Source organism: Pantoea sp. ICBG 985 (genome assembly GCF_002928365.1).
GTDB lineage: Bacteria > Pseudomonadota > Gammaproteobacteria > Enterobacterales > Enterobacteriaceae > Pantoea > Pantoea dispersa.
Map to the genome: position 1 here is coordinate 680,235 of NZ_POWM01000001.1, position 14,638 is coordinate 694,872.

Here is a 14,638-nt window from a genome sequence, read left to right on the forward strand (position 1 = left end):
GTTGTGGCCCGCGCAATCGCACTGATGACTGCCAGCCCGGTTAACGGGAAAAAGGAACCGAGATGTCCAGCATAATTAACTCCGCGATGAGCGGGCTGAGCGCCGCACAGGCCGCATTAAGCACCACCAGTAACAACATCAGTAATTACACCGTGGCCGGTTATTCGCGCCAGACGATTTTGCTGTCGCAGGCCAACAGCACGCTGCAGGGCAGCAACTATTATGGCAACGGCGTCAACGTGACCGGCGTGCAGCGTGAATACGATGAGTTTATTACCGCCCAGTTGCGCGGTAACAGCGCCAACTACAGCGCGGTCAATTCACAGTACAACCAGATTTCGAATATTGATGATCTGCTGTCGACGTCGACCACCAGCCTGTCTGACTCGATTCAGAGCTTTTTCACTAACGTGCAGAACGTGGTGAGTAACGCGGACGATCCTTCTGCGCGTCAGTCTATGCTGAGCTATGCGCAGGGACTGGTAAACCAGTTCCAGACTACCGCACAGTATCTGACCAGCATGCAAAACAGCGTCAATACGGACATCAAAGCCAGCGTCGAGCAGATCAACACCTACTCCAGCCAGATTGCCGATCTCAACACGCAGATCGCCAAGCTGACCACCGGCGGCGGCTCTGCGCCTAACGACCTGCTCGATCAGCGCGATCAGCTGGTCAATAACCTGAATGGCCTGGTCGGCGTAAACGTTTCGCAGCAGGACGGTAATTACATCGTCTCGATGGGCAACACCACGCTGGTCAACGGCAGCAAAACCACCTCGCTGATCGCCATGCCTTCCAGCAGCGATGCGTCGCGCATTACCGTGGGCTATGTCGATAAGCAGGCCGGTAACGTTGAGATCCCGGAAAAAACGCTGACCACCGGTTCGCTCGGGGGCCTGCTGGCGTTCCGTACCCAGGATCTGGACAACGCGCAGAACCAGCTCGGGCAGCTGGCAGCGGCATTCACCACCAGCTTCAACCAGGTGCACAGCCAGGGCTATGACAGCAAAGGCAACACCGGCATCAACTTCTTCAATATTGGTAGCCCGACAGTGGTGACCAACAGCAAAAACACCTCTGCCGCTACCGTCAGCGCCAGCTGGACCGACACCGGGGCGATGAAAGCCTCTAACTACAGCGTGAGCTATGACGGCAGCAACTGGTCGGTGACGCGTCTTTCGGACAACGTGAAAGTGACGCCGACCATGGGCAGCGACGGTGCCGGCAATACCACCATGAGCTTTGACGGACTGTCATTAACGGTAAACGGAACGGCTAACGCCAAAGACAGCTTCCTGGTCAAACCGGTGCAGGATGTGATTAGCGGCATGTCAGTGGCTATCACCAGTGAATCGCAGATCGCGGCAGCTTCGGCTGCGGGTGGCGCCAGCGATAACCGTAACGCGCAAAAGCTGCTGGACCTGCAGGATGCCAAACTGATTAACGGTAACGCCACGCTGGCGCAGGGTTATGCCAGCCTGGTGAGCACCGTTGGCAACAAAACCAAAAACCTCGAAACCGCCGCTACCACTCAGAAGGGCGTGGTGACGCAGCTGACCGAACGTCAGCAGTCGGTTTCTGGCGTAAACCTCGACGAAGAGTACGCCAACCTGAGCAAATATCAGCAATTTTACATGGCGAACGCGCAGGTACTGCAAACCGCCAATACCATTTTCGATGCTCTGATGAGCATTCGCGGTTAATACGGGAGGCCTGACCGATGAGACTCAGTACCAACATGATTTTCGACCAGCAGGTGCGCGGCGTCACTGACGCGCAATCCTCCTGGCTGAAAGCGGGTGAACAACTGTCAACCGGTCGCCGCGTGACCAATCCGTCTGACGATCCGATCGCCGCTTCGCGCGCCGTGGTGCTGTCGCAGACGCAGGCGCGCGACAGCCAGTTCGCGCTGGCGCGTTCGTTCGCGAATCAGGGACTGTCGCTGGAAGAGAGCACGCTGAGTGATGTCACGACGGCGATTCAGTCGGCGCAATCCACGCTGATCAGCGCCGGTAACGGCTCGCTGAGTGACGATGACCGCGCCTCTTATGCTACCCAGCTGGAGGGCATTCGCTCGCAGCTGCTCAACCTGGCCAACAGCAAAGACGGCAACGGCCGCTACCTGTTTGCCGGCTATGAGTCCGACAAGCCGCCGTTCACCGAAGATGCCAGCGGTAAAATCATCTATAGCGGTGGCAGCGACGCGATCACCCAGAAAGTCGACAGCGAACGCACCATGACGGTGGGCCATACCGGTAATTCGATTTTTGACCAGCTGACCAGCAACGCCAAGCCGGAGCCGGATGGCAGCGCCAGCCAGACTAACCTGTTCGATATGCTGGATAACGCCATTGCGGCGCTGAAAGTGCCGCAGAATGACGCTGACGATGCCACTAAACAGACCTTCAGCGCGGCGATGGACAAAGCCAACCGTGGCTTCAGCAACTCGCTGAACAATGTGCTGGCGGTGCGTTCTGAGATTGGTACCCAGCTGGACGAACTGGATACGCTGGATGCAAAAGGTGACGACCGCAAGGTGACGCTGAAAGATCAGATGAGCACGCTGGTTAACGTCGATTACACCGAAGCCATTTCTACCTATACCATGCAGCAGCAGCTGCTGCAGGCGTCGTACACCACCTTCAGCGATATGTCGAAGATGTCGTTGTTCCAGATGAATAAATAAACCTGACTGTTTGAGCGTACTTAAACCGGGTACGCTTAGTTTTTCCCACTGCCTGCGAGGGCCGTGGGATTTTTTTTGGCTTTTATTCAGAGTGTTCAGTCAGGTGGGAGGGGAGAATGCGGGCAATAAAAAACCCCGGACCAGCCGGGGTTTGGAGACGGTAGTGCTACAGCAGAGGCTTACGCGCTTTCCGGACGGGTAGCCGGTGCGGTAGCCTGATGCGTGGCGCTGTGACCACCGGCTGAACCGCGTCCTTCGAAGTTGAAGGCCGGACGGACCCAGTCACTGTGGCGCACGGGCTCAGGTTCCCATGCCGGTGCTGGTGCTTTGGTCATCGGTGCCGTAGCGTGATGCTTGAAGCGGGTCTCAGCATGGCTGACACCGGTATCACGGGCGGCAACCGGTGCGTGCGGTTCGGTGACCGGCGAGACAGGTGCTTCGGCCGCTACCGGCGCGGACAGCACTTCTTCTACCTGCGCTTCGACTGCGGGTGACACCTCGATTGGAGCCTGTTCCGCTGCGCTAACCGCTTCGGTAACCGCTTCGGTAACCACTGGCTGCGTCTCTTCGGCAGGCGTAACAGCCGGTTGTGCTTCTGCTGCGGTTTCCTGTGCAACCGCTTCATCGGCGGCGGAAATCACTGCTGGCTGGTGATCAACCGGTGCCGCCACTGGCGTCAGGTCATCAGTATTCACCACCGGCACTTCAGTGTGCGCCTGCGGTTCAGCCTGATGCACCACTTCTGGCGCTGGCGTTTCTGACTGTGCCACGGCTGCGGCTTCGACAGCCACAGGCAGTTCTTCCGCCGGCGCGGCATCCTGATAGCCATAGTCTGGCATTTCGTTCAGCGCCTGGTTAGAGGTGAAGTGCTCGTGAGTCTGCGTGACCGGATAAGTGATCCACACTTTGCCTGACGCCATCTCTGGTGAGGCTGCAGCTGTTTCCAGCGGCATCGCAGACTGCGTAGGGTAACGCTCGTCACGATAGCGACGACGACGCTGACCGCTGACGCGCAGATGACGCGGTGAGCGACGTGAACGGCGCGGCATGTTGGCCCCGTCACGGTTCTCGCTGTCATCCTGCTCATCCTGAGCGGTTTCGGCTTGCTCTTTCAGCTGGGCGCGCTGGCTGTTTTCCTGCACCGCTTCAGTAACGGCAGCGGCAGGCAGCTCAGCTGGCATCGCCTCAGCGTTGTCACCTACGCGCACGCGCTGACTGAGCTGGCGCTGTTTGCGACGCGGCATAACCTGAACGCGTTCGTCTTCCTGCGCAACGCTGTCATCAACGCTATCAACAACAGGCACCTGCTCAGCCACTTGCGGCTCCTGCTGCGCACGCTTCTCTTCCTGACGACGACGCTGGCGCTCAGCACGCTGTTCGCGACGCTGTTGCTGCTGCTCATCACGCTGCTGCAGTTGCTCTTCAGTCAGCGCCGGACGCTCGCCGCGCGCGTCATTCTGACGCTTGTTACGGCGGTTATCCTGATCGCGTGGCTCGCGTGCTTCACGAGGCTCACGGGGTTCACGCGGCTCGCGCGCTTCACGTGGCTCACGGCCTTCACGGCTCTGCGCATGCTCACCGTTGCGCGGTGTGCGCTCGCGGCGATTGTTGTTGTTGCGACGATTGTTACGACGCTCACCACGCTGCTGCGTATTCTCACCGTCAGCCGTTTTCGCTTCGGTCTTCTCTTCAGCAGGGGCCGCGGCGGGTGCATCACCAGCAAACAGTTTTTTCAGGCCACCCAGCAGGCGCGCAACAAAACCGGTGCTGACGGTCGCGGGTGCTGCGACCGCCGGTTTGGCTTTGACGTCAACCGCTGCCGGCTGGCTCTCTTCACTCACTTCAACCGGAGCCGGTGGTGCATCCGGCATCACGAAGGCGGCCAGTGCTGGCTGCTCCGGACGACGACGCTCAGCGTGCTCTTCTTCCGAAGGCAGCGCCATCTCAGCTTCATGCAGTTTCGGCAGGTGATAGGAGAGGGTTTGCGTCTCTTCACCTTTGCGCACGCGCAGCACCGAGTAGTGCGGCGTTTCCATCTGATCGTTTGGCACGATGATGGCACGCACGCCGCCCTGACGTTTCTCAATCGCACTGACCGCTTCACGTTTTTCGTTCAGCAGGTATGAGGCCACCTGAACCGGCACAATGGCGTGCACTTCTTTGGTGTTGTCTTTCAGCGCTTCTTCTTCAATCAGACGCAGGATCGACAGCGACAGCGATTCGTTATCACGAATGGTGCCGGTGCCGCTACAGCGCGGGCAGACGTGATGGCTGGACTCACCCAGTGACGGGCTGAGGCGCTGACGCGACATCTCCAGCAGACCAAAGCGTGAAATATGGCTGATCTGGATACGCGCCCGATCCTGACGTACCGCTTCACGCAGACGGTTTTCCACGGCGCGCTGATGGCGCACCGGCGTCATATCGATGAAGTCGATAACAATCAGACCACCGAGGTCACGCAGGCGCAGCTGACGGGCAATCTCGTCGGCGGCTTCCAGGTTGGTGTTGAAGGCGGTCTCTTCGATATCGCCACCGCGTGTAGCGCGGGCGGAGTTGATATCGATGGCGGTCAGCGCTTCGGTGCTGTCGATAACGATAGAACCGCCGGACGGCAGACGCACTTCGCGCTGGAACGCCGATTCAATCTGCGATTCGATCTGGTAATGGCTGAACAGCGGAATTTCACCGGTGTACAGTTTGATTTTGCTGCTGAAGTCCGGACGACCGAGCGCGGCGATGTGCTGACGCGCCAGCTCCAGCACTTTCGGGTTATCGATAAGGATTTCACCGATATCCTGGCGCAGGTAGTCGCGGAAGGCGCGGACAATCACGTTACTTTCCTGATGAATCAGGAACGGTGCCGGGCGGCTGTCTGCGGCTTTTTTGATGGCTTCCCAGTGCTTCAGACGGAAGCTGAGGTCCCACTGCAGCGATTCGGCAGATTTGCCGACGCCAGCGGTACGCACGATCAGGCCCATGCCGTCCGGCAGCTCCAGCGCTGACAGCGCCTCTTTCAGCTCGGTACGGTCATCACCTTCGATACGGCGGGAAATGCCGCCGGCGCGCGGGTTGTTGGGCATCAGCACCAGATAGCTACCGGCCAGCGAAATAAAGGTGGTCAGTGCTGCCCCTTTATTACCGCGCTCCTCTTTATCGATTTGTACGATCACTTCCTGGCCTTCACGCAGCACATCTTTGATGTTCGGACGGCCATGCGCGTTGTAATTAGCAGGGAAGTATTCGCGGGAAATTTCTTTCAGAGGGAGGAAACCGTGACGCTCGGCACCGTAATCAACAAACGCAGCTTCGAGGCTGGGTTCAATACGGGTGATTTTACCTTTGTAGATGTTGGCTTTTTTCTGCTCGTGTCCGGGGCTTTCGATATCCAGATCGTACAGACGTTGTCCGTCAACAAGGGCAACGCGCAACTCCTCCTGCTGAGTTGCGTTGATTAACATTCTTTTCATCGTGACTTACTCGTTATTCTCACATGAGTGATAAAGCTGCGGGCATCGTTACCCTGGACGAGAATCAACCGATGGCCCCGTGTCTGCATGCACTGACGTCAACCTCACGGTTGTCGGCGGCTAAAGGGGCGCAAATCTTGTCGGTGGCCTGTTTTTCATAAGGAAAACCAGCGCCTGAAGGTGGAAGTGCTACAGAGTATTCAAAAATCCACACATCCCAGTCTGTCGTCCAGGCCGCAACCCGCAGCCCGCTAAGTGCCTGATTAAACATCACGTCTTACGCCATTGCTGCGTGTCCGTTTCATCCGGCAAAATACCTTAATTTCGCTCTTTTTCCTGCCTGACTCTTTCCAGGACAGAAACCTCTGCATTATTCCATTGCTTAGCAACTTATAGCAAGGCGACTTTTACCGAGCTGTGAAGTTTGTTCATCCTTAACCTGTTCATTTGCAGGGGTAATCATCGCATCGTTGAAAAAGCCAGCATTCTGGCCGCGTAACGCGGCAATAAAGTCAGAGTTAAGCACAGAAAAAGGGGTGGCGCTATCCGGGGACACTATTTAGAATCGCCGCCATGAAAACAGAGAATCCCGGCGTACAATTTGTCGCCATCACGGCTGAAAATGCCGGTCAACGCATTGATAACTTTTTGCGTACCCAGCTGAAAGGGGTGCCGAAAAGCATGATTTACCGCATTCTGCGTAAAGGCGAGGTGCGGGTGAATAAGAAGCGCGTAAAACCTGAATACAAGCTGGAAGACGGCGACGAAGTGCGCGTGCCGCCGGTGCGCGTGGCCGAGCGTGAAGAGCAGGCGGTATCGCCCAAACTGGATAAAGTGGCGGCGCTGGAGTCGTGCATTCTGTATGAAGACGATTATCTGCTGGTGCTGAACAAACCGTCCGGCACTGCGGTGCACGGCGGCAGCGGGCTGAGCTTCGGCGTGATTGAAGGGCTGCGCGCGCTGCGCCCGGAGGCGCGTTTCCTTGAACTGGTGCACCGTCTCGATCGTGACACGTCCGGCATTTTGCTGGTGGCGAAGAAGCGCTCGGCGCTGCGTTCGCTGCACGAGCAGCTGCGTGAGAAGGGCATGCAGAAGGATTATCTGGCGCTGGTGCGCGGCGACTGGCCATCGCACCTGAAAGTGGTGCAGGCCCCGCTGCTGAAAAACATTCTGCAAAGCGGCGAGCGCGTGGTGCGGGTCAGCGCCGAGGGCAAGCCGTCAGAAACGCGCTTTAAAGTTGAAGAACGTTTTGGCCTGGCGACATTAGTTAAAGCCAGTCCGGTGACCGGACGCACGCATCAGATTCGCGTGCATACCCTGCATGGCGGGCACCCGATTGCCTTTGACGATCGCTATGGCGATCGCGAATTCGATCGCCAGCTGGCACCAACCGGTCTGGCGCGGCTGTTCCTGCATGCTGCCGCGCTGACGTTTACCCATCCCAACACCGGCGAAAGCCTGCGTATGGAAGCGCCGCTGGATAAGGCACTAAAGCACTGCCTGTCCCAGCTGCGCCAGCAGAAAAAAGCCTGACAGCGTGGCATCAGCCCAGCGGATTGATGCCCGCCTGCCTTAACAGGCCATTCAGCGCGATCAGCGGTAAGCCAATCAGGCTATTGGGATCGCGCCCTTCCAGCCGTTCGAACAGACAAATCCCCAGTCCCTCACTTTTGAAACTGCCGGCGCACTGCAGCGGCTGCTCCAGCTCGACGTAGCGCGCGATCTCAGCCGTGCTCAGTTGCCGAAAATGCACGGTAAAGGGTTCACACAGCACATGCTGCTGCGCGCTGGCGGGGTGAATCAGCGCCAGGCCGGTGTGAAAGGTAATGGCTTTGCCGCTCGCCAGCGCCAGCTGCTGGCATGCGTTCTCTGCGGTATGCGGCTTGCCGGCGATGCGGCCGTCCAGTACACAGACCTGATCGGACCCAATGATCCAGTGCGCAGGATAGCGCGCGGCCAGCGCCTGCGCTTTGGCAATGGCCAGACGCTGCACCAGCTGCGGCGCGGTTTCTCCCGGCAGCGGCGTTTCATCACTTTCAGGGGCGGCAGTGATAAACGGCAGGCCGAGCTTGCGCAGCAGCGCCTGACGGAACGGAGAGGTTGAGGCTAAAACCAGCGGTGTCATCATTTTTTTGCAGAAGTGATAGCGTAAAGATGACAGGCATTTTAAACTATGCGCCGCACTGGATGCGACTAACGGGTGAAAGATGCTGTAAACCGGCCTTTTTCTTTGACTCTATGACGTTACAAAGTTAATATGCGCGCCCTATGCAAAAGGTAAAATTACCCCTGACGCTCGATCCGGTCCGCGCCGCGCAAAAACGCCTGGATTATCACGGTGTTTACGCACCTGAATTGGTGGCGCGCCTGGCCGAAACGGTCGTGAGTGTGGACAGTGATGTGGAATGTGCCATGTCGTTTGCGGTTGACAACCAGCGCCTCGCGGTTCTGCAAGGAACAGCCGATGTGCAGGTAACGTTGTTATGTCAACGCTGCAACCAACCGTTCCCGCATGCTGTGCACGTAAGCTATTGCTTCAGTCCTGTCTCTTCTGATGAGCAGGCCGAGGCACTGCCGGAAGCCTACGAGCCGGTCGATGTCAACGATTTCGGTGAAATCGACCTGCTGGCGGTGATCGAAGATGAACTCATCCTCGCGCTGCCGGTCGTTCCGGTGCATGATTCTGAACACTGTGAAGTGTCCGACGCGGACATGGTCTTTGGCCAGCTGCCTGAAGAGGCGGAAAAACCAAACCCATTTGCCGTATTAGCCAGTTTAAAGCGTAAGTAATAGGAGTAAGGTCCATGGCCGTACAACAGAATAAACCAACCCGTTCTAAGCGTGGTATGCGTCGTTCGCACGATGCGCTGACCACTACCACTCTGTCAGTAGATAAAGTTTCTGGTGAAACTCATCTGCGTCACCATATCACTGCGGATGGTTACTACCGCGGTCGCAAGGTTATCACCAAGTAATTCTTTGCGGTTACGCAAGGCGATACCTTGACACGTTTGACCCTGGCAGTTGATGCCATGGGCGGGGACTTCGGTCCCTGCGTGACAGTGCCTGCAGCCTTGCAGGCACTGGCCTCTCATTCGCAGCTGGTTCTTCTTCTGGTCGGCGATCCCGACATCATCTCGTCATTTCTTGCCAAAGCGGATTCCTCGTTACTGGGGCGTGTGCAGGTAATCCCTGCCGAATCGGTTATTGCAAGTGATGCCAAACCCTCGCAGGCGATTCGTAACAGCCGCGGCAGCTCCATGCGCGTGGCGTTAGAGCTGGTGAAAGAGGGGAAAGCGCAGGCGTGCGTCAGTGCCGGCAATACCGGTGCGCTGATGGGCCTGGCAAAATTATTACTGAAGCCGCTGGATGGCATTGAGCGTCCGGCGTTGATGACCGTGCTGCCGCATCAGCAGCACGGCAAGACGGTGGTGCTGGATCTGGGCGCTAACGTCGATTCCGACAGTGAAATGCTGGTGCAGTTTGCCGTGATGGGTGCGGTGATGGCGGAAGAAGTGCTGGAAATCAGCCAGCCGCGCGTCGCGCTGCTCAACATTGGTCAGGAAGAGACGAAGGGGCTGGAGACGATTCGCGCCGCATCGGCGGTGCTGCGGGCCTCGCCGCAGATCAACTATATTGGTTACCTTGAGGGGAACGATCTCCTCACCGGCAAGACGGATGTGCTGGTCTGTGATGGCTTCGTGGGTAATGTCACGTTGAAGACCATGGAAGGCGTGATAAGAATGTTTCTTTCTCTGCTCAAATCGTCAGGTGAAGGAAAAAAACGGGCCTGGTGGCTGAAATGGCTGGGACGCTGGATCCAAAAGCGTCTGGCTAAACGTTTCGGTCATCTCAACCCCGACCAGTACAATGGCGCTTGTCTGTTAGGATTGCGCGGGACAGTGATCAAGAGCCACGGCGCGGCGAATCAACGCGCGTTTGCCGTGGCGATAGAACAGGCAGAGCAGGCGGTGCGCAAGCAAGTTCCCGAGAGAATTGCCGCGCGCCTTGACGCTGTATTAGCCAGGAGTGACAAAGCGTAGATGTTTACCAAAATTATCGGTACGGGCAGCTATTTGCCTGAGCAGGTTCGCAGCAACGCGGACCTGGAAAAAATGGTGGAGACTTCGGACGAGTGGATTGTCACCCGGACCGGTATTCGTGAACGTCGCATTGCGGCACCGGATGAAACGGTAGCCAGCATGGGCTTCACCGCTGCCCAGCGTGCGCTGGAGATGGCGGGCGTGGCAGCCAGCGACGTTGGCCTGATCATCGTGGCAACTACTTCTTCCAGCCACGCCTTCCCGAGCTCAGCGTGCATGATTCAGCAGATGCTGGAAATCAACGACTGCGCCGCCTTCGATCTCGCAGCCGCCTGTGCCGGCTTTACCTATGCACTGAGCGTGGCCGATCAATACATCAAAAACGGTGCGGTGAAGCACGCGCTGGTGATCGGCGCGGATGTGCTGGCTCGCACCCTCGATCCTGACGATCGCGGCACCATCATCCTGTTTGGTGATGGCGCGGGTGCCGTGGTGCTCGGCGCAAGCGAAGAAGCGGGCATCCTCTCCACGCATCTGCATGCCGATGGCCGCTACGGTAAGCTGCTGACGCTGCCGTACCAGGATCGCGCGCATCAGGATGAGCCGGCTTACCTCACCATGACCGGCAACGAAGTGTTTAAGGTCGCGGTCACTGAGCTGGCGCATATCGTCGATGAAACGCTGCAGGCGAATAATCTCGATCGTGAACAGCTTGACTGGCTGGTGCCGCATCAGGCCAACCTGCGCATCATCAGCGCCACCGCCAAAAAGCTCGGCATGGGCATGGATAAAGTGGTGGTGACGCTGGATCGACACGGCAACACCTCGGCAGCGTCGGTGCCAAGCGCGCTGGACGAAGCGGTACGTGATGGCCGCATCAAGCCCGGACACCTGATTTTGCTCGAGGCCTTTGGTGGCGGTTTCACCTGGGGCTCGGCGCTGGTTCGCTTTTGATTGACAGGAACGCAAGATGACGCAAATTGCTTTTGTTTTCCCGGGACAGGGATCGCAGACCGTCGGCATGCTGGCCGATCTGGCAGCGGAAAATCCACAGGTTGAAGCCACTTTCCGTGAAGCTTCTGACGCGCTGGGTTACGACTTATGGCAGCTGGTCCAGCAGGGCCCGGCTGAAGAGCTGAACAAAACCTGGCAGACCCAGCCGGCGCTGCTGGCAGCCTCGGTCGCGATTTATCGCGTCTGGCAGAGCAAAAATGGCGCGCAGCCCGCGCTGATGGCCGGACACAGCCTCGGTGAATACTCTGCGCTGGTGTGTGCGGGCGTACTGAATTTTGCTGACGCCATCAAGCTGGTTGAACTGCGCGGCAAACTGATGCAGGAAGCGGTGCCGGAAGGCACGGGCGCCATGCAGGCGATTATCGGTCTCGACGACGCGGCAATTCGCAAAGCCTGTGAAGAGAGCGCGCAGGGCCAGGTGGTTTCGCCGGTCAACTTCAACTCGCCGGGCCAGGTGGTGATCGCCGGCAATAAAGAAGCGGTAGAACGTGCCGGTGCCGCCTGTAAAGCCGCAGGCGCCAAACGCGCGCTGCCGTTGCCGGTCAGCGTGCCGTCGCACTGTGCGCTGATGAAGCCGGCCGCTGATAAGCTGGCGGTGGCGCTGGAAAGCGTGACCTTCAATGCACCTTCGGTGCCGGTGGTGAATAACGTTGACGTTAAATGCGAAAGCGACGCTGCAGCAATCCGCAGCGCGCTGGTGCGTCAGCTTTACAGCCCGGTACGCTGGACTGAGGCGGTTGAGTTTATCGCTGCGCAGGGCGTGACCGTACTGCTGGAAATCGGCCCGGGTAAAGTGCTGACCGGCCTGACCAAACGAATTGTGGACAGCCTGACGGCTGCAGCGGTGAACGATCCGTCGTCACTGGCTGCGGCGCCTGGCCAGGAATAAGAGGAAAATCATGAGCTTTGAAGGTAAAGTAGCGCTGGTGACCGGCGCCAGCCGCGGTATCGGACGTGCCATCGCGGAAACGCTGGCGGCACGCGGTGCAAAAGTGGTGGGTACTGCCACCAGCGAAAGCGGCGCGGAAGCCATCAGTGCTTACCTCGGCGACAAGGGCAAAGGTCTGCTGCTGAACGTGACCGATGCGGCCTCTATTGAGAGCGTGCTCGAGAAAGTTCGCGCCGAATTTGGCGAAGTTGACATTTTGGTCAATAATGCAGGCATTACGCGTGACAATCTGCTGATGCGCATGAAAGACGATGAGTGGGCGGATATCCTCGATACCAACCTGACATCGGTGTTCCGCCTGTCGAAGGCGGTCATGCGTGCCATGATGAAAAAGCGCGTGGGCCGTATCATTACCATCGGTTCGGTAGTTGGAACCATGGGTAACGCGGGTCAGGCAAACTATGCTGCAGCAAAAGCAGGTTTGATTGGCTTTAGCAAATCACTGGCGCGAGAAGTTGCGTCACGTGGCATTACCGTAAACGTCGTGGCTCCGGGCTTTATTGAGACGGACATGACGCGTGCACTGAACGAAGATCAGCGCTCGGGCATTCTGGCAGAAGTGCCGGCAGGTCGTTTAGGCGACCCGCAGGAGATTGCCAATGCTGTTGCATTCTTAGCCTCTGACGAAGCCGCCTACATCACGGGTGAGACGCTGCACGTCAATGGCGGCATGTACATGGTCTGATAATCACGAAATCATTTGCATTATCTGCGGTAAACACCGCAGAATAACGCAAAATCGTGGTTCGACCAGCCGGGATTTTGTTGCATCTTTTTCAACATTTTATACACTACGAAAACCATCGCGAAAGCGAGTTTTGATAGGAAATTAAATAGTATGAGCGATATCGAACAACGCGTTAAGAAAATCGTAGCTGAGCAGCTGGGCGTTAAAGAAGACGAAGTGGTTAACGGCGCTTCTTTCGTTGAAGACCTGGGTGCAGATTCTCTTGACACCGTTGAGCTGGTAATGGCTCTGGAAGAAGAGTTTGATACTGAAATTCCAGACGAAGAAGCTGAGAAAATCACTACCGTTCAGGCAGCGATCGACTATATCAATAACCATAAAGGTTAATGAATATCTTCAGGCGGTCATTCGACCGCCTGAGTTTTATGTTTGCCCCACATAGCGTCATTATTTCCCTCCTTGGAGGACGAACGTGTCTAAGCGTCGTGTAGTTGTGACCGGTCTTGGCATGTTGTCTCCTGTCGGCAATACCGTAGAGTCTACCTGGCGTGCTCTCCTTGCCGGTCAGAGCGGCATTAACCTGATCGACCATTTTGATACCAGTGCCTACGCAACGCGTTTTGCGGGTCTGGTGAAAGATTTTAACTGCGATGAATACATCTCGCGCAAAGATCAACGCAAGATGGATGACTTCATCCAGTACGGCATTGTGGCCGGTATTCAGGCTATGGCGGACTCCGGTCTGGTCGTAACCGACGAGAATGCCGGACGCATCGGTGCGGCTATCGGTTCCGGCATCGGCGGTTTGGGTTTGATCGAAGATAACCATACCTCGCTGGTCAATGGCGGTCCGCGCAAAATCAGCCCATTCTTTGTGCCTTCAACCATCGTTAACATGGTCGCTGGCCACCTGACCATTATGTACGGCCTGAAAGGCCCGAGCATCTCGATTGCGACCGCCTGTACGTCTGGCGTGCACAATATTGGTCACGCTGCCCGTATCATCGCGTACAACGACGCGGATGTGATGCTGGCCGGCGGTGCTGAAAAAGCCAGTACGCCACTGGGCGTGGGCGGTTTCGGCGCGGCGCGTGCGCTCTCTACCCGTAACGACAATCCGCAGGCGGCAAGCCGTCCGTGGGATAAAGATCGTGACGGTTTCGTGCTGGGCGACGGTGCCGGTATTGTGGTACTGGAAGAGTACGAACACGCGAAGAAACGCGGTGCGAAGATTTATGCGGAAATCGTCGGTTTCGGCATGAGCAGCGACGCTTACCACATGACATCTCCACCGGAAGACGGTTCAGGTGCAGCCGCAGCGATGGTCAACGCGCTGCGTGACGCGCAACTGGATCCGGCGCAGATTGGCTATGTTAACGCGCACGGCACCTCAACGCCGGCCGGTGACAAAGCCGAAGCGCAGGCGGTGAAGTCAGTGTTTGGTGCGTCAGCGCACAGTGTGATGGTCAGCTCGACCAAGTCGATGACCGGTCACCTGCTGGGTGCGGCGGGCGCGGTAGAAGCGATTTACTCGATTCTTGCGCTGCGCGACCAGGCGGTTCCGCCCACCATCAACCTCGACAATCCTGACGAAGGTTGCGATCTGGACTTTGTGCCGCACACGGCGCGCCAGGTCAGCGGACTGGAGTACACGCTGTGTAACTCCTTCGGTTTCGGCGGCACCAACGGCTCGCTGATCTTCCGCAAGGTTTAAGCGCTATCCAGCCGAACAGAGGCCCGCAATGCGGGCCTTTTTTATATTTTGTCACGCAGTGGCGTGGAATG

13 protein-coding genes are annotated in these 14,638 nt (G+C 57.5%); 11 read left to right on the plus strand and 2 right to left on the minus strand.

Going from position 1 to position 14,638, the window contains the following annotated elements; all coding sequences use genetic code 11:
- Nucleotides 1-62: 62 nt before the first annotated feature.
- The gene (flgK, locus tag C1Y42_RS03335; protein WP_021506414.1) at nt 63-1,706 is read left to right on the plus strand and encodes a flagellar hook-associated protein FlgK; all 1,644 of its coding nucleotides are present in this window, start codon (nt 63-65) and stop codon (nt 1,704-1,706) included.
- A gap of 17 nt (nt 1,707-1,723) precedes the next feature.
- Nucleotides 1,724-2,689, plus strand: coding sequence for a flagellar hook-associated protein FlgL (gene flgL / locus C1Y42_RS03340; RefSeq protein WP_058769624.1), 966 nt, complete (start codon nt 1,724-1,726; stop codon nt 2,687-2,689).
- A gap of 179 nt (nt 2,690-2,868) precedes the next feature.
- Here flgL and rne read toward each other — a convergent pair whose 3' ends face one another.
- Entirely contained in the window at nt 2,869-6,159 is a 3,291-nt protein-coding gene (rne, locus tag C1Y42_RS03345; RefSeq protein WP_104092808.1) for a ribonuclease E, read from the minus strand.
- Between the two features lie 573 nt (nt 6,160-6,732).
- Between rne and rluC the strand changes: the two genes are divergently transcribed.
- Nucleotides 6,733-7,692 carry a 23S rRNA pseudouridine(955/2504/2580) synthase RluC gene (gene rluC / locus C1Y42_RS03350; protein ID WP_021506411.1) on the plus strand — a complete coding sequence of 320 codons (960 nt, stop codon included), beginning with the start codon at nt 6,733-6,735 and terminating at the stop codon, nt 7,690-7,692.
- A gap of 10 nt (nt 7,693-7,702) precedes the next feature.
- On the opposite strand, the gene C1Y42_RS03355 is transcribed toward rluC, so the two are convergent.
- On the minus strand, nt 7,703-8,284 hold the full coding sequence (locus C1Y42_RS03355) for a nucleoside triphosphate pyrophosphatase (protein ID WP_199188959.1): 582 nt from the start codon (nt 8,282-8,284) through the stop codon (nt 7,703-7,705).
- Between the two features lie 143 nt (nt 8,285-8,427).
- Here C1Y42_RS03355 and yceD point away from each other — a divergent pair, with 143 nt between their 5' ends.
- The 8 genes from yceD (at nt 8,428) to fabF (ending at nt 14,567) form a co-directional block, all read left to right on the plus strand.
- Nucleotides 8,428-8,949, plus strand: coding sequence for a 23S rRNA accumulation protein YceD (gene yceD / locus C1Y42_RS03360; RefSeq protein ID WP_058759469.1), 522 nt, complete (start codon nt 8,428-8,430; stop codon nt 8,947-8,949).
- A 14-nt stretch (nt 8,950-8,963) separates the two neighbouring features.
- Complete coding sequence (rpmF, locus tag C1Y42_RS03365; protein WP_016192161.1) at nt 8,964-9,134, plus strand: 50S ribosomal protein L32; 171 nt, start codon at nt 8,964-8,966, stop codon at nt 9,132-9,134.
- A gap of 27 nt (nt 9,135-9,161) precedes the next feature.
- Nucleotides 9,162-10,202 (plus strand): phosphate acyltransferase PlsX, encoded by a 1,041-nt coding sequence (gene plsX, locus C1Y42_RS03370; protein WP_104092810.1) that lies wholly within the window; start codon nt 9,162-9,164, stop codon nt 10,200-10,202.
- The gene (locus C1Y42_RS03375; protein WP_104092811.1) at nt 10,203-11,156 is read left to right on the plus strand and encodes a beta-ketoacyl-ACP synthase III; all 954 of its coding nucleotides are present in this window, start codon (nt 10,203-10,205) and stop codon (nt 11,154-11,156) included.
- Nucleotides 11,157-11,172: 16 nt separating this feature from the next.
- On the plus strand, nt 11,173-12,105 hold the full coding sequence (gene fabD / locus C1Y42_RS03380; protein WP_058775428.1) for an ACP S-malonyltransferase: 933 nt from the start codon (nt 11,173-11,175) through the stop codon (nt 12,103-12,105).
- A 10-nt stretch (nt 12,106-12,115) separates the two neighbouring features.
- A complete protein-coding gene (gene fabG / locus C1Y42_RS03385; RefSeq protein WP_021506405.1) occupies nt 12,116-12,850 on the plus strand; it encodes a 3-oxoacyl-ACP reductase FabG in 735 nt (244 codons plus the stop codon).
- Between the two features lie 153 nt (nt 12,851-13,003).
- Complete coding sequence (gene acpP, locus C1Y42_RS03390) at nt 13,004-13,240, plus strand: acyl carrier protein (RefSeq protein WP_010617251.1); 237 nt, start codon at nt 13,004-13,006, stop codon at nt 13,238-13,240.
- Nucleotides 13,241-13,325: 85 nt separating this feature from the next.
- Nucleotides 13,326-14,567 carry a beta-ketoacyl-ACP synthase II gene (fabF, locus tag C1Y42_RS03395; RefSeq protein ID WP_031279267.1) on the plus strand — a complete coding sequence of 414 codons (1,242 nt, stop codon included), beginning with the start codon at nt 13,326-13,328 and terminating at the stop codon, nt 14,565-14,567.
- Nucleotides 14,568-14,638 lie beyond the last annotated feature (71 nt).